18 protein-coding genes are annotated in these 21149 nt (G+C 68.5%); 5 read left to right on the top strand and 13 right to left on the bottom strand.

The window, feature by feature from the left end; all coding sequences use genetic code 11:
• Positions 1 to 7: 7 nt before the first annotated feature.
• The 6 genes from A5789_RS20110 to A5789_RS20085 all read right to left on the bottom strand — a co-directional run bounded on the left by A5789_RS20110 (position 8) and on the right by A5789_RS20085 (position 6309).
• Positions 8 to 877 carry a CHAD domain-containing protein gene (locus A5789_RS20110; RefSeq protein ID WP_063011121.1) on the bottom strand — a complete coding sequence of 290 codons (870 nt, stop codon included), beginning with the start codon at positions 875 to 877 and terminating at the stop codon, positions 8 to 10.
• Complete coding sequence (gene pip / locus A5789_RS20105; protein ID WP_064903177.1) at positions 874 to 1836, bottom strand: prolyl aminopeptidase; 963 nt, start codon at positions 1834 to 1836, stop codon at positions 874 to 876. Before pip ends, A5789_RS20110 begins: the two co-directional genes overlap by 4 nt.
• A complete protein-coding gene (locus tag A5789_RS37395; protein ID WP_227463044.1) occupies positions 1836 to 2330 on the bottom strand; it encodes a hypothetical protein in 495 nt (164 codons plus the stop codon). Before A5789_RS37395 ends, pip begins: the two co-directional genes overlap by 1 nt.
• A 58-nt stretch (positions 2331 to 2388) precedes the next feature.
• On the bottom strand, positions 2389 to 3282 hold the full coding sequence (locus tag A5789_RS20095; RefSeq protein ID WP_064903174.1) for a phosphotransferase: 894 nt from the start codon (positions 3280 to 3282) through the stop codon (positions 2389 to 2391).
• Between the two features lie 65 nt (positions 3283 to 3347).
• Positions 3348 to 4685 carry a type I glutamate--ammonia ligase gene (gene glnA / locus A5789_RS20090; RefSeq protein ID WP_030515350.1) on the bottom strand — a complete coding sequence of 446 codons (1338 nt, stop codon included), beginning with the start codon at positions 4683 to 4685 and terminating at the stop codon, positions 3348 to 3350.
• A 73-nt stretch (positions 4686 to 4758) separates the two neighbouring features.
• Positions 4759 to 6309, bottom strand: coding sequence for an alpha/beta hydrolase (locus tag A5789_RS20085; protein ID WP_155525835.1), 1551 nt, complete (start codon positions 6307 to 6309; stop codon positions 4759 to 4761).
• A gap of 206 nt (positions 6310 to 6515) precedes the next feature.
• Here A5789_RS20085 and panB point away from each other — a divergent pair, with 206 nt between their 5' ends.
• The 3 genes from panB to A5789_RS20070 all read left to right on the top strand — a co-directional run bounded on the left by panB (position 6516) and on the right by A5789_RS20070 (position 12423).
• Positions 6516 to 7379 carry a 3-methyl-2-oxobutanoate hydroxymethyltransferase gene (gene panB, locus A5789_RS20080; RefSeq protein ID WP_104406279.1) on the top strand — a complete coding sequence of 288 codons (864 nt, stop codon included), beginning with the start codon at positions 6516 to 6518 and terminating at the stop codon, positions 7377 to 7379.
• A 289-nt stretch (positions 7380 to 7668) separates the two neighbouring features.
• Positions 7669 to 10680, top strand: a complete 3012-nt coding sequence (locus tag A5789_RS20075) for a bifunctional [glutamine synthetase] adenylyltransferase/[glutamine synthetase]-adenylyl-L-tyrosine phosphorylase (protein ID WP_064903171.1) — start codon at positions 7669 to 7671, stop codon at positions 10678 to 10680.
• 369 nt (positions 10681 to 11049) lie between these two features.
• On the top strand, positions 11050 to 12423 hold the full coding sequence (locus tag A5789_RS20070) for a bifunctional lysylphosphatidylglycerol flippase/synthetase MprF (protein WP_082940838.1): 1374 nt from the start codon (positions 11050 to 11052) through the stop codon (positions 12421 to 12423).
• A 7-nt stretch (positions 12424 to 12430) separates the two neighbouring features.
• Here A5789_RS20070 and A5789_RS20065 read toward each other — a convergent pair whose 3' ends face one another.
• Positions 12431 to 12958 carry a hypothetical protein gene (locus A5789_RS20065; RefSeq protein WP_155525834.1) on the bottom strand — a complete coding sequence of 176 codons (528 nt, stop codon included), beginning with the start codon at positions 12956 to 12958 and terminating at the stop codon, positions 12431 to 12433.
• Positions 12959 to 13207: 249 nt separating this feature from the next.
• Here A5789_RS20065 and A5789_RS20060 point away from each other — a divergent pair, with 249 nt between their 5' ends.
• Entirely contained in the window at positions 13208 to 14662 is a 1455-nt protein-coding gene (locus A5789_RS20060) for a hypothetical protein (RefSeq protein ID WP_063011108.1), read from the top strand.
• Positions 14663 to 14758: 96 nt separating this feature from the next.
• Here the strand turns inward: A5789_RS20060 and A5789_RS20055 are convergent, their stop codons facing one another.
• From A5789_RS20055 to A5789_RS20030, 6 genes are all read right to left on the bottom strand, one after another.
• On the bottom strand, positions 14759 to 15226 hold the full coding sequence (locus tag A5789_RS20055) for a 6,7-dimethyl-8-ribityllumazine synthase (protein ID WP_063011105.1): 468 nt from the start codon (positions 15224 to 15226) through the stop codon (positions 14759 to 14761).
• Between the two features lie 9 nt (positions 15227 to 15235).
• The gene (locus A5789_RS20050; protein WP_064903211.1) at positions 15236 to 16072 is read right to left on the bottom strand and encodes an alpha/beta hydrolase; all 837 of its coding nucleotides are present in this window, start codon (positions 16070 to 16072) and stop codon (positions 15236 to 15238) included.
• Positions 16073 to 16164: 92 nt separating this feature from the next.
• Positions 16165 to 16572, bottom strand: coding sequence for a DUF3224 domain-containing protein (locus A5789_RS20045; RefSeq protein ID WP_030515341.1), 408 nt, complete (start codon positions 16570 to 16572; stop codon positions 16165 to 16167).
• A 37-nt stretch (positions 16573 to 16609) separates the two neighbouring features.
• The gene (locus A5789_RS20040; protein ID WP_063011103.1) at positions 16610 to 17968 is read right to left on the bottom strand and encodes a M20/M25/M40 family metallo-hydrolase; all 1359 of its coding nucleotides are present in this window, start codon (positions 17966 to 17968) and stop codon (positions 16610 to 16612) included.
• Positions 17965 to 19611: a CocE/NonD family hydrolase gene (locus A5789_RS20035; protein WP_227463148.1), complete on the bottom strand. Its 1647-nt coding sequence runs from the start codon at positions 19609 to 19611 to the stop codon at positions 17965 to 17967. The genes A5789_RS20040 and A5789_RS20035 overlap by 4 nt, the downstream gene beginning before the upstream one ends.
• A gap of 116 nt (positions 19612 to 19727) precedes the next feature.
• Positions 19728 to 20639, bottom strand: coding sequence for an oxygenase MpaB family protein (locus A5789_RS20030; RefSeq protein ID WP_030515338.1), 912 nt, complete (start codon positions 20637 to 20639; stop codon positions 19728 to 19730).
• A 197-nt stretch (positions 20640 to 20836) separates the two neighbouring features.
• Here A5789_RS20030 and A5789_RS36720 point away from each other — a divergent pair, with 197 nt between their 5' ends.
• A complete protein-coding gene (locus A5789_RS36720) occupies positions 20837 to 21004 on the top strand; it encodes a hypothetical protein (protein ID WP_156055587.1) in 168 nt (55 codons plus the stop codon).
• The last annotated feature ends 145 nt before the right edge of the window (positions 21005 to 21149 follow it).

Genomic DNA, 21149 nt, shown 5'->3' with positions numbered 1-21149 from the left:
AGCCCGATCAGGACAGGTAGTCGTAGTTCAGGAATTCGATGAGGGACGGGTACTGGTCGAGGGCGGTGCGCGCGGCTTCGACCTCGGCGGCGCACAGCAACTCGTAGGGCGTCGTATCGTCGCCGCGGCCGCGCACGATTTCGGCGCGGGCGGTGATGGTGGCCAGCGCCTCGATGGCGTCGCGGTGGTCGCCCAGGACGCCCTGCACCTTCTTCGCGCGCCGGGCCAGGTCCTCGGCGGGGCCGTCGAGGATATCGGTGGCGGCTTCGGCGCTGTAGCGTAAACGCTTGGCGGCCTTGCGGATATCGTGCAGCGCTTCGACCCGATCGGTGTCCTCGACGGCTCGTTCCGCGTCGACCCGGTCCTTCAGCCGGCGCAGGTCCGCGCGCACCGCGGCCGTGAACACGCGGTCGGCGTCGCGACGGGCGCGTTTGCGGCGCAGCGGCGGATGGGTGCGCAGGCCGACCACTCGCGCGCGCAGCAGGTCGTAGCGCTCACCGTCGAGTTCCCGCAGCACGGTTCGGTGGGCGTCGGTGTAGGCCGCGCGCTCCGCGCTCACCAGCCGCCGCCCGAGATGCCGCTGCACGTCGGGATATTCGTCCAGCAGCGCGGCGAACCGGTCGGCGCGCACCTCGGCGTCGCGGGCGATGCCGAGCAGCCCCGCCAGCCACCGCAATTCGTCGCGGATGGCATCTATCTCGCCGCGGTGGAACACCTTCCGATACGACCGCAGCACCGACCGCAGCCGGCGGGTGGCGACCCGCATCTGGTGCACCGAATCCGATTCGTCGGCACGGACCTTCGGTTCCGCCGACAGCAGCCGGTCCACGTCCTCACCGAGAGCGGCGACGACGGCGGGACCGGCTGCGCCGCTCATCGCCGATCCCGGAATTCGTCGGTGGCCTCGATCAGATGATGGGTGGTCCCCGGCTCGGCCGCGGCATGCCCGGCATCGGCCACCAGATGCAGCCGCGAACCGGGCCAGGCCCGATGCAGATCCCAGGCGCTGACCGCCGGGCAGACGATATCGTGGCGGCCCTGCACGATCACCGCGGGAATATGCGCGATCCGGTCGATATCGCGCAGCAGCTGGTTCTCTTCCAGGAATCCGCCGTGCACGAAGTAGTGGTTCTCGATGCGGGCGAAGGCCAGGGCGAAGCGGGGTTCGGCGGATTCGGCGACCCGTTCCGGTTGCGGCAGCAGCGAACTCGTCGCGCCTTCCCAGCTGGACCACGCCACGGCGGCGGCGGTCGCGACGTCCTGATCGGGGGAGTGCAGCAGCCGGTGATAGGCCGCCACCAGATCCCCGTCGCGCTCGCCGTCCGGGATCGGCGCCAGGTACTTCTCCCATCCGTCGGGATAGACGAATCCGGCGGCGCCGTTGTAGTACCAGTCGATTTCCTTGCGCCGCAACAGGAAAACGCCCCGCAGCACCATCTCCGTCACGCGCTCGGGGTGGGTCTGGGCGTAGGCCAGCGCCAGCGTCGAACCCCAGGACCCGCCGAAGACCTGCCAGCGCTCGATCCCCAGATGGGTGCGCAGCCGCTCGATATCGGCCACCAGATGCCAGGTGGTGTTGACCTCCAGACTCGCCCCGTCGGCCACATGCGGCGTCGAACGCCCGCACCCGCGCTGGTCGAACAGCACGATCCGGTAGGCGGCGGGATCGAAGAACTGCCGGTGCATCGGATCGGTGCCGCCACCCGGGCCGCCGTGCAGGAACACCACCGGCTTGCCGTCGGGGTTGCCCGACTCCTCCCAGTAGATGTGCTGCCCATCGCCCACGTCGAGCATGCCCTCACGGTAGGGCTCCAGCGGCGGGTAGAGGGTGCGCATCAGAAGGCGATTCCCGAGGCGAGATCGGGCAGTTCCAGCGCCTGCAGCGCCTGCGTGCGAACATCGGAGCAGGTCTTGGTGGTGATCCGGTCCACCACGGCCTTGTCGCCGAGCACCGCCAGGTTGATGCCGCCGTTCTCCGCGGCCCACTGGTGCACCGTGATGTTCAGCGCCACCTTGCCCAGTGTCGGGCCCTGCACCCGCCAGTCCGACAGCTGTGGCGAGATGGCGTCGCACAGCTTCTGTGCGACCGGGTCGGGAACCTGGACGGGACTGGTCTGTCCCGGCTTGGCGGTGACGCCGGCCGAACCGCTGGGCCGCGCGGCCGTCGAGGTCGCCGAAGCGCCGGATTTCTCGGGGCCGGCCGAACCCGTGCTTTCGCCACCACATCCGGCGACCAGCACGACGGCCAGCGCCGCACCGACGGCGAGCGCTCCGCGAGTCATCCAACGGCTCTGCGACATCTGTTCCCTTTGTTCGATTCCGGCGTGCATCCGGAGTTCCTGCTGTGGACCTACGAGTCTGCCACCTCACCGCGAGTGGACGGGTGGCTCAGGCGAAGTTCGCGCGCAGCAGGTCCAGCATCTCGGTGACGAAGGGCGCGAACCGTTCGCCGGGGCGGCCCGGTGCCGTGTCGATGGTCAGCCACGAATGCAGGGTGGTCAGCGGCGCGAGGCGTTCGGCCAGCTCGATCTCGCGGTCGGTGACGGTGGTCAGTTCCCGCCAGGCGTCGAAATACGCCGCGCGCTGCGGATCCCGGAAGGTGCGCACGGACAGGAAGGGATGGGTGATCAGCGCGTCGCCCCAGTCGAACACCGCGGCGGTGGCGCGGAAGACGTGGCCCGGATACAGGTCGTTGTGTTCCACGCTCAGCCGGCCGTACCGCGCGAGTTCGGCAGCGGCCGATTCGATCGCGAACTCCAGTCCCGGGGCGCGGTCGGCGAAGTGGCGGTAGACCTCGATCAGGCGCACCGGCGGCAGGTACGGAGTTCCGGTGTCGCGCAACGATTCCGCGTGCGTGCAGACGGTGTGCTGCAGGCCGGCGTAGGACCGCAGCACCGATTCCCATTCCGGGGGACGCGGCGGCGGCGCGTCCGTACCGTCGAGTGCGAAGTGGCGGTCGAGTGGTCCGGTTCGCATGGTCTCGCCGCCGTCGCCTCCGAGGAACCATCCGTTCTCACGATGCACCGCAAGGGGTTTCGGCACCGATCCCGGAACGAGCCGATCCAAGGCCGCCAGCAGCGGGCCCTCGTGGGCGAACGCGCGCGCACTCGCCTTCGCCCAGACAGCTCCGCCGTTCGTCTCGATGCGGGCGAGCAGCGTCCAGTCCCGCCGCCGCATCTCCTGCGCGCCGGTCACGGTCAGTCCCCGCTGCGCGAGTTCCCGGGTGGCCCAGTCGATCAGTGGTTGCAGTGGTTGATCGGCCACCGATACAGGGGCGTTCATCGGGACAACCTAATCAGCTCGGCCATCGTCGGTGCGGCCGGCCGGAGCCGGTCTCGCACAGGCGATCACAGCGTCAGGTACTCGCCCAGCTCCCACGGGGTGACCTGGGCGCGGTAGGTGGCCCACTCGTGGCGCTTGTTGCGCAGGAAGAAGTCGAACACGTGCTCGCCCAGCGTTTCGGCGACCAGCTCGGACCGCTCCATCGCCCGCAGCGCCTCGTCCAGGGTCGAGGGCAGCTCGCGGAAGCCCATCGCGCGGCGTTCGGCGGTGGTCAGTGACCACACGTCGTCCTCGGCCTCGGGGGGCAGCGTGTACCCCTTCTCGATACCGCGCAGGCCCGCGGCCAGCAGCACCGCGAAGGCCAGATACGGATTGCACGCGGAGTCTGGGCTGCGGATCTCGACTCGCCGCGAGGACTGCTTGTTCGGCGTGTACATCGGAACCCGGACCAGTGCAGAACGATTCGACCGGCCCCAGGAAGCGGCGGTCGGCGCTTCGCCACCGTGGATCAGCCGTTTGTAGGAGTTCACCCACTGGTTGGTGACGGCGCTGATCTCGTTGGCGTGCTCGAGAATGCCCGCGATGAACGCACGCGCGGTCTCGGACAGGTTGTTCGGGTCGTCGGGATCGGCGAAGGCGTTGTGCTCACCCTCGAACAGGCTCATGTGGGTGTGCATGGCCGAACCCGGATGGTCGGAGAAGGGCTTGGGCATGAACGAGGCCCGCACGCCTTCGTCGATGGCCACCTCTTTGATGAGGTAGCGGAAGGTCATCACGTTGTCGGCCATCGACAGCGCGTCGGCGTAGCGCAGGTCGATTTCCTGCTGGCCGGGCGCACCCTCGTGATGGCTGAACTCCACCGAGATGCCCATCGATTCGAGCGCGTCGATGGCGTGGCGGCGGAAGTTCGGCGCCTCGTCGTGGACGGCCTGATCGAAGAAGCCGCCGTTGTCGGCGGGCACCGGACGGCCGTCCTTGAGCGCCGAGCGGATCAGGAAGAACTCGATCTCCGGATGCACATAGCAGCTGAACCCCAGGTCACCGGCCTTGTTCAACTGCCGGCGCAGCACGTGCCGCGGATCGGCCCACGACGGCGAGCCGTCGGGCATCGCGATATCGCAGAACATGCGCGCCGAATGCTGATGGCCCTTGCTGGTGGACCACGGCAGTACCTGGAACGTCGACGGATCGGGCTTGGCGACCATATCGGCCTCCGACACCCGGGCGAAGCCTTCGATCGCCGAGCCGTCGAATCCGATGCCCTCCTCGAAGGCGCCTTCCAGCTCCGCGGGGGCGATCGCCACCGACTTCAGATATCCCAGGACGTCGGTGAACCAGAGTCGCACGAAGCGGATGTCCCGCTCCTCGAGCGTCCGCAGCACGAATTCCTTCTGGCGATCCATACGCGCGAGCGTAGGCACCCGCGGTTAAATCCGTGTTACATCGTGCAACAACCGCCGGTCCGCATGTGTGGCGTCAGCCGCAGGTGAGTCCTTCCGGCGGTGTCTTCAGGTCGATGAGGTAGGCGAAGACGGCGTCGTCCACGCACGGCACGCCCCCGGAGAGGAACGCGGTGTGGCGGGTTCCCTTGTTGGTGATCAGCGCCGCGCCCAGCTGATGGGCCAGATCGACACCGGCCTGATACGGGGTGGCCGGATCCGCGGTCGTGGAGATGACCACGGTCTTGGGCAGGCCCGGTGCGGAAATGTTGTGCGGGGAGCCGCTGTTGGGCACGGGCCAGAACGCGCACATCTCGAGCGGCGCCTGCCCGGTGGCGTGGCCGTCGTCGAGGAACGGGGCAACCTTGCGGTATTCCGCGTCCTGCTTATCGGTGTCGGCGCGGTCTTTGATGGCCGGATCGTCGACGCAGTGGATGGCCAGGAACGCGTCCTGCGAATTGTCGTAGGTGCCGTCCTTGCTGCGGCCGTCGTAGAGATCGGCGAGCTGCAGCAGGATGTCGCCCTTGCCCTTGGCCAGCTGAGCCAGGCCCGCGCTCAGCACATTCCAGCTGTCCTCGGCGTAGAGGGTGTTCTGCACACCGGTGACCGCGTCGCTGTAGGTGAGCCCGCGGCCGTCGCGGGTCTCGGCCGGATGGTTCCAGAGCGGGTTGACCAGATCGTGGAAGCGGGCCACCGTCTGACTCGCGTCCTGGCCCAGCGGGCAGTCCGGTTTGCTCGCGCAGTCGGCGGCGTAGGCGTCGAACGCCTTCTGGAATCCGGCGGCCTGCTGCACCGATTCCTTCTCCGGATCGGCGTCCGGATCGAGGGCGCCGTCGAGCACCATGGCCCGCACCTTGTCCGGGAACTTCTCGGCGTAGGTGTAGCCGAGCCGGGTGCCGTAGGAGTAGCCGACGTAGTTGAGCTTGTCGTCGCCGAGCACTCCCCGGATGATGTCCATGTCCTGCACCACCTCGCGAGTGCCGACGTGGGCGAGGAATTCGTTGCCGGTCTTCTCGGTGCAGTGGGCGGCGAAGTCCTTGTTCTCCTGCTCGGCGGCCGCGATGCCGGCGGGGGTGTAGTCCTTGGGCGGTTCGGCGCGTTGCTGATCCCACTGCTGCCCGGTCAGACATTCGATCAGCGGCGTGGAGGCGCCGACACCGCGCGGATCGAAACCGATGCGGTCGAATCGCTGCGCGAGCGGGGTGTCCTGTCCCTGCGCGGCCATCCACAGTCCGGCCTGGCCGGGCCCGCCCGGGTTGAACAGCAGCGATCCGATGCGCTGCCCGGTCGCCTTGATCCGGGAGACCGCGATCTGCGCGGTCGCGCCCTCGGGCTTGTCGTAATCGATCGGCACCGAGATGTGCGTGCATTCGGTGCCCTGCGGGAATCGGGTCGAGGAATCGCCGAATCCGTCACAGCTGCCCCACGCCGGCACCTGGGTGTAGTACTTCTGCAGCGCGGCCGGACTCGGCGCGGACGGCTGGGCGACGGGGTGATTCTTCGACGTCGACGAGCAGGCGGCGGCCACACACATCAGGGCCACCGCGGCTGCGACGCGACCGGATCGCGACAAGGACATGCGCGCCATCCTTCCATCTCCGCCTGTGATCATTACGGCGTCCGCGGCGGCCTCCGTGGTTGAGCGGGCTGCCTCCGCCGGCCGCGTCGTTCCCGCCGCGTGTGACGAATCCCATCCCGGGCACGCCTTAAACGCGGCACCGTCGCGGTGGCAGACTGGACGGGTCATAGCAACCCGGGGACCCGATCGGGCCTCGAGGACAGACGAAAGGGACGATGATGTCCGCTGCTCAGGATAATCCTGCTTCCGAAACCACCGCCTACGGTGCCGCACCGACAACTTCCCGGCGGAAGACGCGAGTACAGCACCTGCAGCAATGGAAATCCGCGGGCGAGAAGTGGGCGATGCTGACCGCCTACGACTACTCCACCGCGAAGCTGTTCGAAGAGGCCGGCATCCCCGTGCTGCTGGTCGGCGATTCGGCGGCCAACGTGGTCTACGGCTACGACACCACCGTGCCGATCACGATCGAGGAACTGCTGCCGCTGGTACGCGGCGTGGTCCGCGGGGCGCCGCATGCCCTGGTGGTGGCCGATCTGCCGTTCGGCAGCTACGAGGGCTCGCCCGAACAGGCGCTGGCCAGCGCCACCCGCTTCATGAAGGAGGGTGGTGCGCACGCGGTGAAACTCGAAGGCGGAGAACGGGTTTCCGAGCACATCGCCCGGCTCACCGCCTCCGGCATCCCGGTGGTGGCGCATATCGGCTTCACCCCGCAGAGCGTCAACACCCTCGGCGGCTACCGAGTGCAGGGCCGCGGCGACGGGGCCGAACAACTGATCGCCGACGCCATCGCGGTGCAGGAGGCCGGGGCCGTCGCCGTGGTGATGGAGATGGTGCCCGCCGAACTGGCCGGGCAGGTCACCCACAAGCTGACCATCCCGACCGTCGGCATCGGCGCCGGCAGCGACTGCGACGCCCAGGTGCTGGTCTGGCAGGACATGGCCGGCTACACCAGCGGTAAGACGGCCAAGTTCGTCAAGCGCTTCGGCCGTGTGGGCGACGAATTGCGCAGCGCCGCAGTGGAATACGCGCGAGAGGTAGCGCAGGGTACCTATCCGGGGGCGGAACACAGCTTCTGAGGAACGGGTCGGCCGCGTGCTGCGCGCGCGGTCGACCCCATTTCGGCGCGGACGCCGATGCCGCGGTAGGGGGCGTTCGATCCGGGTCCGAGCGATGGGCGGCTCGGGGCCGAGCTTGCTGTGGCCTCCGACCCGATACGGCTCGTTCCCGGTAGGCCGGCGGGAGGCGGCGTTCCCGCAGCCCTTCCCGAACGGAATCGGCTCCCTGACCGACGTCGGCCGAGCACTCCCTCCACCGCCTGCGAGCAGGCAACTTCCGCATGCTCGGCCGTGACGGTAATTTGAGAGAATGGTCCGGCCACCGACTGCACGTCCCGCAGTGCCCGGTGCCGGTCGGCTGGGATTGCTGGAGCCGACGGCAGCCGCGTCGTTACGAGAGCTCGCCTGGGACAATGTCGACAGCGTTGCACTGCTGTGGGCGTTGTCGCGGTCGCCGGATGCCGATCTGGCGCTGCTGACCCTGATCCGCCTGCGCGAGGCGCTCGGGTCCGATTGGGCCGCACTGGATTCCGCGCTGCGCACCGATCTGTCGTTGCGCGGCAGGCTGTTCGCGCTGATCGGCTCGTCGAGCGCGTTCGCCGACCATCTGGTCGCCGATCCGGCGAGCTGGCAGCTGTTGCGGCGGGAACTGCCGAGCACGCGCGAGATTCTCGACGATCTGCTCGACGTGGTCGGCGCCGCGCCCGAGACCGGGCCGAACGCCGCGCCGATGCTCTACCGCGCCACCCACGCCGGACCCGACGCGATCGCGTTGCTGCGCAAGCGATATCGCGGTCAACTGATGGTGCTGGCCGCCCACGATCTGGCCGCCACCGTCGAGAACGAACCGGTGCTGCCGTATCAGCAGGTCGGCAACCATCTCACCGACCTCGCCGATGCCGCACTCACCGCCGCGCTCTCGGTGGCGGTGGCGCGGATCTGCCCCGACGACCCGGTTCCGGTCCGGCTGGCGGTGGTCGCGATGGGCAAATGCGGTGCGCGCGAACTCAATTACGTCTCCGATGTCGACGTGGTGTTCGTCGCCGAACCCGCCGACACCACCGCCACCCGGCTGGCCGCGGAGATGATGGGCATCGCCGGCAGCGCATTCTTCGACGTCGATGCGGCGCTGCGTCCGGAAGGCAAGGCCGGGGCGCTGGTGCGCACGCTGGATTCGCACATCACCTACTACAAGCGCTGGGCGCGCACCTGGGAATTCCAGGCGCTGTTGAAGAACCGCCCGGCCACCGGCGATCCGGAACTCGGCAGGCAGTACAGCGAGGCGCTCATGCCGATGGTGTGGAGCGCCTCGGAACGACCGGATTTCGTCGCCGACGTGCAGGCGATGCGGCGCCGGGTCGAAAGCCTGGTGCCCGAGGACATGCGCGAGCGGGAGCTGAAACTCGGCCACGGCAGCCTGCGCGACGTCGAATTCGCGGTGCAGCTGCTGCAGTTGGTGCACGGTAAGGCCGATGAATCGCTGCACGTGCCGGGCACGGTCGAGGCGCTGACCGCGCTGGCCGCGCGTGGCTATGTGGGCCGCGACGACGCCGCGAACCTCACCGCCTCCTACGAATTCCTGCGCCTGCTCGAGCACCGCCTGCAGTTGCAGCGGCTCAAGCGCACCCACACCTTGCCCGCATCCGACGACGAGGAGGGGATGCGCTGGCTCGCTCGCGCGGCGCATATGCGTCCCGACGGGCGCCAGGACGCGGTCGGGGTGCTGCGCAGCGAGATCAAGCGCAACACCCTGCGGGTGCGCCGGCTGCACGCGAAGCTGTTCTACCGCCCGCTGCTGGAATCGGTGGCCCGCCTCGACGCCGCCGCGTTGCGCCTGAGTCCGCAGGCCGCGGTCCGCCAGCTCGCCGCCCTCGGCTACGCCGCCCCGGAGAACGCCCTCGGCCACCTCAAGGCGCTCACCGGGGAGGTGGGGCGCAAGGGCCGCATCCAGGCGCTGCTGTTGCCGACCCTGCTCGAATGGCTCGGTGACACACCGAATCCCGATGCCGGGTTGCTGGCCTACCGGCGGGTGTCCGAAGGCCTCGACGACCAGATCTGGTTCCTGCGCGAACTCCGCGACGAGGGCGCGATCGCGCAGCGGCTGATGATCGTGCTCGGCTCCTCGGCCTATCTGCCCGATCTGCTGATCAACGCGCCCGAAACCATCCGGATGTTCGCCGACGGACCGGACGGGCCGCTGCTGCTGACCCCGAAGGCCGAGGATGTGCGATCCAGCATCCTGGCCGGGGCCGCCCGCTACGACGATCCCAGACGGGCCGTGGCCACCGCCCGCTCGCTGCGCCGCCACGAGCTGGCCCGCATCGCCTCCGCCGACGTGCTCGGCATGCTGGAGGTGCCGCGGGTGTGCCGGGCGCTGTCATGGGTCTGGGTCGCGGTGCTCGAGGCGTCGCTGCAGGCCGTGATCCGGGCCTGGGAGGCCGAACATCAGGCGCCCGCGCCCGCGGACTTGGCCGTGATCGGCATGGGCCGTCTCGGCGGGATGGAACTGGGCTACGGATCCGACGCCGATGTGCTGTTCGTCTGCGATCCGCGTCCCGGCGCGGACGAGACGGTCGCGGTGAAATGGGCGATCGGCGTCGCCGAACAGGTGCAGCGGCTCCTCGGCGCGCCCAGTACCGATCCGCCGCTGCAGGTCGATGCGGGGCTGCGGCCCGAGGGACGCAACGGCGCGCTGGTCCGCACCCTGGCCGCCTATCGCGCCTACTACCAGCAGTGGGCGCAGCCGTGGGAAGTGCAGGCGCTGCTGCGCGCACATCAGGTCGCCGGCAACGAGGAACTGGGTTTGCGGTTCCTGCATTCCATCGATCCGGTGCGCTATCCCAAGGGCGGGGTCTCCGAGGAGGCCGTGCGCGAGATCCGGCGGATCAAGGCGCGCGTCGACTCCGAACGCCTGCCGCGCGGCGCGAATCCGGCCACCCACACCAAACTCGGCCGCGGTGGTCTCGCCGATATCGAGTGGACCGTACAACTGCTGCAACTCCAGCACGCGCACGAGGTGCCGGAGCTGCACAACACCTCCACGCTCGAATGCCTCGCGGTGATCGAACAGAACAAACTGCTCGACGCCCTCGATGTGGAGCTGCTGCGCGACGCCTGGCTCACCGCCACCAAGGCCCGCAACGCCCTGGTGCTGGTGCGCGGCAAACCCGCCGACCAGCTGCCCGGGCCCGGGCCGTTGCTCTCGGCCGTGGCGCGGGTCGCGGGCTGGCCGACCGACGACGGCAGCGAATTCCTCGACCACTACATGCGCGTCACGAGGCGGGCGAAGACGGTCGTCGAACGCGTCTTCGGCGGCGGGTGAGCGAGGCGTAGATCCGTCGCGGCGGGGTACGCGATCAGTGACACCGATGCGTGGGCGCGGCGGTTGTCGCGGTCACCGGGGGCGGTAGGCGGCGCTTTCGTGGACCGGCGGTGAATTCTCGCGATACGGCCGGCTTTGTGGGCCGAAAACGTGTTGCGGGGAACAGACCGGACGCGATATCGGTTGGTACAGAGTGTGCTGTGCCGTCCTGACCGTGCGAGGGGCCCCGCAGAGCCGGAACGAGCGTTCCGCATACTGTATCGGTACGCGACCATTCGGGAGGACCGCCATGGTGAGGATGTTCGTGGACGTGCGCAGCGCCCACCAACTCGACGACACACGCGATGCGCTGCGTGATCGGAGACCGTGATGGCTGAACTCAATTCGGCCGTCACCGGTTACCGCACCTATCGGCACGCCGCCCTGAATCCGACCCGCGCCGTGCGGGTTCCGCTGATCGTGGTGCTGTTGCTGGTCGGTGTGGTGCTGCTGTACGCGGCCGACCGCGCCTCCCGGGAAGGTGTCAATCGCGGCTGGTTCGTGGCGATTTCGCTGTCGGGCCTGTTCGTGGCGCGCGGACTGCATCTGCGGCGGCCGATCACGCTGCCGCACTTCACGGTCGCGGTGATCGTGCTCGGGGTGTCCAATATCGCCTACCGCAGCGACCACGGCACCGTCGGCTTCGTCTGCCTCGCCTCCACGGGCCTGATCCTGATGCTGCCGCAGAGTTCGCGCCCGCAACCGGATCAGCAGCATCGCATCGCCGCACTGGTCGACCGCACCGTCGAGGATCCGCTGGCCCCGTTCGCCCTGCATTCGGCCAAATCCTATTTCTTCAGCGCCGATTCGAACGCCGCGATCGGCTACCGCGCGCGCTTCGGCATCGCGGTCGTCGCGGGCGACCCGGTCGGCAACTGCGCCGAATTCGGTCGGCTCATCGCCGAGTTCTCCGAATTCGCTTCCGCGCGCGGCTGGCGGATCGCGGTGCTGGGCGCCAGCCCCGCGGTCACCGAACTGTGGCGCACCCGCGCGACCGATCATCATGGCCTGCACGCCATTCCGATCGGCCGTGACGTGGTGGTCGAGGTCGACTCGTTCGATATGGTCGGCCGCAAATTCCGCAACCTGCGCCAGGCGGTGAGCCGCACCCGCAACTTCGGCGTCAAGACCGAGGTGATTCCCGAACGCGAACTCGACCGCGAGATGCGCGAGGCGCTGCTGGGCATCGTCGACGAGTGGGGAACCGGCTATCAGACCCGCGGCTTCTCGATGATCCTGGACCATCTGCTCGACGGCCGGAATCCGGGCATGCTCGTGGTGATCGCCCGCGACGGTGAGGGCCGGGTCGCCGGATTCCAGCGCTACGGATCCTCCAATCACGGAAGCGAGCTCAGCCTCGATGTGCCGTGGCGGCGCAAGGATGCCCCGAACGGCTTGGACGAGCGGATGATCGTCGACCTCGTCGACTACGGCCGTGACCACGACGTGCACCGCATCTCGCTGGCGTTCGCGGCATTCCCCGAACTGTTCGCCGACAAGGAACGATCGCGCTCCAAGCAGGTCATCTACGTGCTGGCCCGCACGCTGGATCCGCTGATCCGGCTGGAATCGCTGTATCGGTTCCTGCGCAAGTTCAACTCCTTCGGCAATCAGCGCTTCGTCCTCATCCGCTGGCGTGAAATCGTCTTCACCGTGCTCGCGCTGCTGACGCTGGAATTCGTTCCGCACCGCAAACAGGGCTGACCCGCGATCACGCCAGATTGCCCTCGTAGCACAGACCGGTTCCGCGCCAGGTCGGCTGCGGCGCAACGCTTCCGCGATCGAAGCGCCATGCGCTGACGGGTTCGGCGGCCTTCCAGAACAAGCGGTCGTCGTGGCCACGCACCACCTGGTAGACGTCGTCGGCGCCCTCGACCAGTTGATTGCCGACGCAGTAGTCGTTGTATGCGGTGCCGGGCTGGCGCGCGCCCAGACTGAAGTGCGCGGCCGGGTCGCCGGCCGAGCCCGGGTTGGCGACGGTATCGGGCCGGTCCGACGCCGCGCCGGCCGACCACATGGGAGTGCCGCGGCCGTCGGCGCCGCAGGTGTAGCCGCGACCGCCCGCGATGACGGTAGCGCCGGCAGGGTGGGAGGTTCCGGCCCACAGGCAGCCGGTGGCGGGTTGGGCGGCCGATCGCCTGGATTCGGCCTCGGCGGGCGCCGCGGTGAAGCCGAGGCCCGCGGCGGTGAGCGCCGCCAAGGCGGGAAGGGTGAGGGATGCGCGGGGGTGTCGGGGCATGGTCTCGGCCTCTCTGCTCGCCGTTGAGCATCTACTATCTACGTAGGTAAATAGTAGATGAACACATGGTGCGCGCGCCATGTCGTGGTCGTCACCGTGCGGCATCCGTGCCGATATCGAGATATACGTTGCGCATTCGCGCGGGCGCCCGATTACGATGTGAGCGCTCGGGAGACGGGGGGACCGCTGTGCGGAATCCGGATCGTCGTCGGTCCGGGCGTCGACAGTGGTATTCGGGGAGGACACGAGATGAGATACAACAGGCGGCTGCGGCTGGCCGCGGCGGCCGGGTTGCTGGTGCTCGGCGCAGTATCGGCCGGATGCGGCACCGATGCGAAAACGACTGTGGCGCACGATGTTGCCGCGACCAACGAGAATCCGTGGGCGCTCAGCGGCGCCGCGCCCAATGCCTCCGGCCCGAGCGGTCCGCGACCGGGCGTGCCCGACGCGCCGCTGCACGCCGACAACGGTGACGGCGGCGAGATGGACCGGCTGGCCCTCAACACCCTGTCGGATCTGCAGGACTACTGGGGCGCCGAATACGCCGAGAACTTTCCGGGCACCTTCAAGCCGGTGGGTCACTTCATTTCCTGGGATGCCAACGCGCCCAAGGAACAATCGGTCACCTTCTGCCGCTCCAGCACCTATCACGTGGTGAACGCGGCCTACTGCAAGATCGACAAGACCGTCGGGTGGGATCGCGGCAAACTGCTGCCGCTGATCTCGAACAAGTACGGGAAGATGGCCGTGGTCATGGTGCTCGCGCACGAGTACGGTCACTCGCTACAGGACCAGGCCCGGCTCAACGGATTCTTCACGCCCGGAATCGTGCTCGAACAGCAGGCCGACTGCTTCGCGGGTGTGTTTCTGCGGCATGTGGCCGAGGGCGGTTCGGCGCATTTCACCCTGAACACGACCGACGGGCTCAACGGTGTGCTGGGTGCGACGGTCGCCGTGCGCGACCGCGACCCCGACAACCCGAAGAATGTGCACGGCTCGGCATTCGAGCGCGTGACGGCGGTGCAGATCGGCTGGTCCGACGGCGCGGCCGGGTGTAAGGGCATCACCAAGAAGGAGATTCAGCAGCGCCGCGGCGGCCTGCCGACCACCTTCGAACCCGGCGACGAGGAGAATCAGATGGGTGTCGACGTCGACGGGCTCAATGCCGTCGCCGCCGCGCTCGCCCGGATCTATCCACTGCCGCAGCCGCCGGTGCTCGACTATTCCGGAATCGCCGAGAATTGCCCGAAAGATACTGCGGTGGAGCCGGTTTCGTACTGCCCGGCGAGCAATACCGTGGGCACCGATGTGCCGGAACTGGCCAAGCGTGCCGGTCAGCAACCGGGCGACGGGGACCCGCTGTCCGCGGTGGTCGACGGCAACTACAACGCCTACGTCGTGTTCATCTCCCGCTATGTGCTCGCGGTGGAACGAGATCGGCACCTGTCGCTGCAAGGACCGGAATCCGCCGGGTTGCGCACCGCCTGCCTGTCCGGCGTCGTGACCACCAAACTCAGCGATCCGGCCGGCGATCCCCGGCTCACCGCGGGTGACCTGGACGCCGCGGTGTCGGGTCTGCTGGCCGACGGCCTGGCCGCGAGCGATACCGACGGCAAGGTGGTGCCCAGCGGGTATCAGCGACTCGACGCGTTCCGCGCCGGGGTGCTCGACGGTGAGACGGCCTGCCTGAACAACTACAAGTGACGAGCAGGGGCGACCGGATCGCCGGTCGCCCCTGCCGTGCTGTGTCGTCGGACGGCCCGGACCGCGTGTCCTCGGCGGTCTCGGCCGTGTCCGGTCTCAGACCGCGCTGGTGGGGAGGGTGCGCAGGGAGCTGAGGGTGGTCGCGACCGCGCGGGCGGCCTCGGCGCCCTTGGTGTGGAAGTGCTTGGTGAAGTAGTCCACGTGCTCGCTGTGCTCGTGGAAGTGATGCGGGGTCAGCACCACGGAGAACACCGGGACGTCGGTCTCGAGCTGTACGCGCATGAGCCCGTCGACCACGGCCGAGGCGACGAAATCGTGCCGGTAGATGCCGCCGTCGACGACCAGCGCCGCGGCCACCACCGCCGCGTACCGGCCGGTGCGGGCCAGCCGCTGCGCGTGCAGCGGGATCTCGAACGCGCCGGGCACGTCGAACACCTCGACGGCATCCGCCGAATACCCCAGATCGCCGTACTCGGCCAGGAAACCCGCGTAGGCCTGGGTGACGATGGACTGGTGCCAGTTGGCCCGGATGAAGGCGATGCGTCCCTGGTCGGTATTGCTCATTCTCGGATGTTACTGCGCGCCGGTGTGCTCCTCCAACCAGCGCACCAGGTCGCCGAGTACCTTCTCGCGCTCGGGTTCGTTGAAAACCTCGTGGTAGAGGCCCGGATACCGCAGCACCGTGAGATCGGTCGCGGTGGCGCCGGCCTCGATCCGATCGGCGCCCACCGGGGCCGCCAGGGCATCCTCGCCGCCGTGCAGCACCAGCGTCGGCACCCGCAGCGCGTCCAGATGAGCGAGGACGAATTCGGCGCCACGCAGAATCTCGGTCGCCGTGCGGGCCGGTAGTTTGCCGCGGTAGACCAGCGGATCCTGATCGTAGGCGCGTACCACCTCCGGATCGCGGCTGATCTGCGCCGAATCCAGTTGCAGCACACCCAGATTCGGCGCCCAGCGGCTCAACGCGGGAGCGAGCAGTCGCTGCACGGGGTTGCCGGCCTCGATGACCACCGGCGGCGCCGACACCGCGATGCCCGCGACGTCCAGCGGCGCCCGCGTCGCCAGATACAGCGTGATCAGGCTGCCCATGCTGTGCCCGAGGACGAACCGGGGCAGGCCCGGATGCTTCGCACTCGCGATATCCAGCATGGTGTTCACATTGTCGGCGGCCGCGTCGATCGATTCGATATTCGACTGGCCGCCGCCGGAGCGGCCGTGGCCGATGTGGTCGAAGGCGTAGACCGCGAAACCGCTGTCCGCCAGCCGTTTACCCACATGGTCGTAGCGCCCGGAGTGTTCGGCGACGCCGTGTACCAGCACCACGACCGCGCGCGCCTGTTCGGGCAGCCAGGCCCGCCAGAACACCTGCCCGCCGTGGGCGTCGAATTCGCCGGTATCGCCTGTCGTCATCGCTGCCTCCGTCTGCGCCGTCGCTGCGCCGCCATTGTCGCGCACGGCGGGCCGGAGCGTTGCACATCGGCCCGCCGCGCCGGGATCGATGGTCAGCCCAGGTCGTAGTCGAACCAGATCCGGTGGGTGCCGTCGGCGTCGACCGCCAGACCGCCGGTTCCGGTGATCTCGCTCAGCTCCCCGGTGCCGCTGCTGGGCACGATCGTGAAGAATTCGGCGCTGCGGTCCTCGCCCGCGGTGGTCGCCGAATGGGCGAAGTTGAACGTGCCGGCCAATCCGTTGAGCGAGCCCTCGAACGACTCCATCGCGACATAGGTGCCCCGGCCCGACAGCTGGTCGAACGCGGCGGTGAACAACGTGGCCGAACGTCCGACCGCCTCACCCTCGAAATGCTTTTCCAGCCGGGCGATTCCGACCGGCGTCGCGGTGGGGATATCCGGATCGGGCAGGACGTCCGTGGCGACGAAGGATTTGACGGTGAACGTTGCTGTAGCTCGCACCCGTTGAGGGTAGCGGCGAACACCGACATTCCCGGCATCAGCCGCCGGTGCCGGTGTAGTGCGCGAGGACGCGGCGGTTGAATTCGATCAGCCGCGCGTAATTGGCCCGGGAGAGCCGTTCGTCGGTGCCGTGGATCCGCTCCAGATCCGCCGCGTCGACCAGGATCGGCGCGAAGTTGCACCGGGTGGCGGCCAGCCCGTCGTAGTGGCGGGAATCGGTGGCGCCGGGCACGATGCCGGTGGTCACCACCGCGTCGGGCACCAGGGCGCGGGTGATGTCGGCGATCAGGTCGAAGGCCGGACCGGGGCCGGTGATCCGCGAGGGTTCGGAGGCCGTTCCGATCACCTCGATCGTGACGCGCGGGTCGGCGACCACGCGGCGGCAGTGGTCGAGCACGGCGGACACCGAATCACCGGGCAGGATACGGAAATTCACCAGCGCCTCGGCGCTTTGCGGCAGCACGTTCGCCTTCACCCCGCCGCGGATCACGGTGGGGGCGGTCGTGGTGCGGACCAGCGCCTCGGTCTGCGGCCGCGCCGCCATCATCCGGGTGATCACCGCGCCCGCGACCGGGGCCAGCCGCAGCGCGGAACGCCGCGGCTCGGCCATGGCGGGGCGCATCCGGACCAGCATGTCGGCGATCACCGGCGTCATGCGCAGCGGCATCGGATGGTCCTGGAGGCGCGCGACCGCCCGCGCGATCCGGCCCACGGCGGTTTCGCGGCCGGGCATCGAGGAATGCCCGCCGGTGTCGGTAGTGCGCAATTGCACCGTGGCCCAGCCTTTTTCACCGAGCATGATGGAGGCGACGGGTGCGGTGGTCCCGTCGGCGACACCCTGGGTGATCACTCCGCCTTCGTCGAGCAGCAGATCGGCGCGCACGTCGAGCTCGCGCAGCCGGGCCGCCATCCGGGTGGCGCCTGCGCGGCCGAAGATCTCCTCGTCGTGGCCGAAGGCGAAGTAGATGGTCCGGCGCGGACGGCGGCCCTCGGCCAGCAGCGATTCGGCGGCCTCCAGAATGGCCAGCACCCGGCTCTTGTCGTCGATCGCGCCACGGCCCCAGACGAATTCGTCGTCGATCACACCGGCGAACGGGGGATGGGTCCAGCGGGCCTCGTCGTCGACCGGAACCACATCCTGGTGGGCGAGCAGAACGGCCGCCGTACCGGGTTCGGTGCCGGGCCAGCGATACAAGCGGCTGTGGCCGAACCGCTCCAGTTCGAGATGGGTGTGTACCAGCGGGAATTCGTGTTCGAGAAGGCTTGCGAGCCGGTCGAATTCGACCACGTCGGCATCGGCGTCGTCGCGGGAGACGGTGACGCAGCGCAGGGCGGCCGCGAGCCGCTGGGCGGTCGCGTCGTCGACGGTGGTCGCGGTCGTACCGGTCGCTGTCATCGATCTCCTCGTCGTTGCGGGAAGTCCACGGTCACACCGGAATCGCGCAGCACATCGGCCGGCAGGCCGGTCACCCAGCGCGCGCGCCATTTGCCGAGCGCTTCACTGGTGCCGCCGGTCAGATCGAAATTCCGGGTGCCGGTGAGCAGCGGCAACTCCACGGTGCCGGAACGCACGCTCACCCGCGCGTTCGCCGGAGTGTGCGACCAGACGGTGTCGACCACATCGGTGATACGCACCCCGATCCGATGCCCGGCCGGCACGGTCCAATCCTGTGCCAGCAGGCGGATGTTCGCGGTGTCGGCGACCTGCGCGATACCCCGAGTGATCACCGTGCCCGCGCCGTCGGGCGCCACATCGTAGAGTTCGGCGGCCACCGTGGCGTCCGGTGGGCCGCTCAACGCCAGTGTGGCCGTGGGGATTCCGGACAGATGCTGGTCGGAGGGCAGCGGCTGCGAGAGCGACCAGTACTCGCGGTCCGGGCCGGGGAGCAGGCCGCGATCGGTGTATTCACCGGGCCGTATCGGCATCGTCACTCGTGCGGAATCGGCGGGCGGCCAGACTTTTTCGCTGCGCCACCGGCCGTCGAAACTGCCGACGGTGACGCGCGGGCCCGGAACCTGAACGTCGCGTTGGGCCACATACTTGTCGAAGAAGGCCAGCGCCTCGCTGTAGAACTGCGGTGTCCCGCATGCCTCGTGGCAGTTCTGGTGTCCCCACTGGCCGAACCAGCCCCGGTCCTCGGGGAGGTCGTGGTTCTTCCAGACGTCGAAGACACGATAGGCGCGGGTGTTGTAATCGAGGAAACCCTGGCTCAAGAACAGCGGAACCTTGCTGCCGCGAACGCGATCGGTGAGGTCACGATCGCGCCAGAACCGGGTACCACCGTCGTGGTCGGTGGTGCCCGCCAGATAGGACTGCGCGCATTCGATCGGTAGCCGCGCGGCGTTGGCCTTGTATTCCGGTGAGTCGGAGGGGTGCGCGGGGGTGGAGGAGATCAGCAGATGTTCGAACCCGGCCATATCGCCGGGGCGAATCCCGTCCTCGGTCACCGGTTTTCCGGAGAACTTCCACGAAATGCCCTGCATGTACAGGTAGCTGTACGGGTCGACGACGGGTTCGAACGACGCCACCGCCGCCAGCCCCTTCGGGTTGGTGGCCAGACCCATGATGCCGGTCCATGCCTCGTAGGAGGTACCGGTCAGGCCGACTCGCCCGGTCGACCACGGTTGTGCCGCAGCCCATTCGACCGCGGTACGTACATCGCTCTGCTCGCCGGGGCCACCGAAGTCGGGGCAGCCACTGGACCCCCCGAAACCTCGCAGATCCACGATCACATAGGTGTAGCCGGCGTCGAGGAACAGTTCCGAATACAGATCGCGCAGCGACGGCCCGCCCTGCGGATGAACTTCTGCTGTGAACGCCAGATGGTTGCGGTAGGGGCTCACCGTCATGACGACCGGGGTGCGCACGTCGTCGGCCATGCCGGCGGGCCGGAGGATGTCCGCGTGCAACCGCACACCGTCGGAGGTGGTCAGGAATTCCTGGCGCCACTGATACGCCGGGGCCGGTGCGGCGGTCGCGGTGACCGGCGCCGCCGCCGCGATCAGGAGGACCAGCCCGCACAGTACGCGCGTGAGCACGCGCCGGGCGCGTGGCGATGAATTCTCGAGCACCATAGGACTATCGAGTCTGCACCGCCGCCCGTCCAGCCCTCAGAACCGGGGTCGGGAAACCGGCCGGTCACCCGGCGCCTCGACTACATCGGGCGCAGATCGAGAACCTTGCGCAGCCGGGCGCGGTCGCGTTCGAGTTTGCGCGCCTCGTAGGCGATGGGGAAGTAGCGGATCCGTTCCGGCAGCAGTGGCACGAGCCGCGCCAGCAGCCAGCCCAGGATGCGCAGGTTGCGCTCGTCCTGCGCGGTCCAGGTCAGTCCGAGTTTGCGGCGCGCCGGTTCGGGTGTGGTGCCGACCGTGCAGAAGTACTGCATGCGGCCCAGCGGTGCCGCGGCCAGCTTCCACAGCGGCACCAGCGGTGTGGGCAGCGACTTCGGCGGTGCCACGTGGCGGATCGTCTTCAGATAGTCGCGCGCGGTGTCGGTGGCGACCAGATGGTTCTCGACGGTGTCGGCGAAGAAGACCTCGAATTCGGCGTAGGTCGGCGGAATCTCCTTGGGCGCCACCGAGAACATGCGCAGCAGCTGCAGCACCTCCTGGTAGTACTGCTCCTTCTCCGCGTAGGTGAGCGGCGTGCGGCTGAAATATTTCGAGCCCTCGTTGAAGGCGTAGGTGCCGGTGTGCAGCACCCAGGCCCACGGACCGGAGGCGAGTGCGGAGTGGCGTTTGCCCTGCGCGTCGACGGTGTTGAGGGAGGCGTGCATACGTCGCAGGCGGTCGGCCTCGGCGACGGCCTCGTCACCGCCGTAGGTCCAGGTCATCACCGCCGCGAGACTGCGCATCGCGCGGCCCATCGGGTCGGTGCGAAAGGTCGAGTGCTCGTCGACGACCGCGGAGATCGTCGGTTCCATGGTCTGCAGCAGGAATGCCGATCCGGCGGTGAGGGAGAAGGTGATCAGTCCTACCTCGTCCCACATGCGGGTTCCGGGCTCGATCGGCGTGCGGGGGCCGAGTTCGTGTTCGGTGCGCTCGGCGCGGGCGACGGAGGCGGTCATCCGTGATCTCCTTTGACCACTAGACATGATGAGAAGATTACATGCGAATCATCTCACTCTCTTTCGATCTTGGCAACCGCGCGCTCACCGATGACGCGCCGTACGGCTCAAAAGTGAACACAACCTGAAATCTCGGTGAACTGATGGAAGAATGGGATCCTCGCCACATCGAAAGTTCAGGGAGGAGGGATCCAGCCATGATCCACACCCACGCCCACCCCTCGTTGCTGGGGACCTTGCGCACCTACGCCCGCCGCGCGCTGGCCCGCCATACCCTGACCGCCGAGGAACGCCGCAATCTCGCTGCCACCCAAGCTCATCCGGCCGTCTACAGCGCATCCCTGGGCAGCCACCCGCATCTGTAGCGAGTCCCGGAACGCACCGAAGCCCCAGCCGGATTCGGCTGGGGCTTCGTGAATTCGGTTGTGCCGTGACGACTTACACGTCGTAGTACAGCTCGAATTGCGTCCTGGGCTTTTGCTGCCGATGGGTGGTGATGGCCCAGGGCGT

Origin of the sequence: Nocardia sp. 852002-51101_SCH5132738, from assembly GCF_001665695.1 — a bacterium.
GTDB classification, from domain to species: Bacteria; Actinomycetota; Actinomycetes; order Mycobacteriales; family Mycobacteriaceae; genus Nocardia; species Nocardia nova.
The sequence above is the reverse complement of the archived record's forward strand: the minus strand, read 5'-3'. Positions and strand labels throughout refer to the sequence as shown.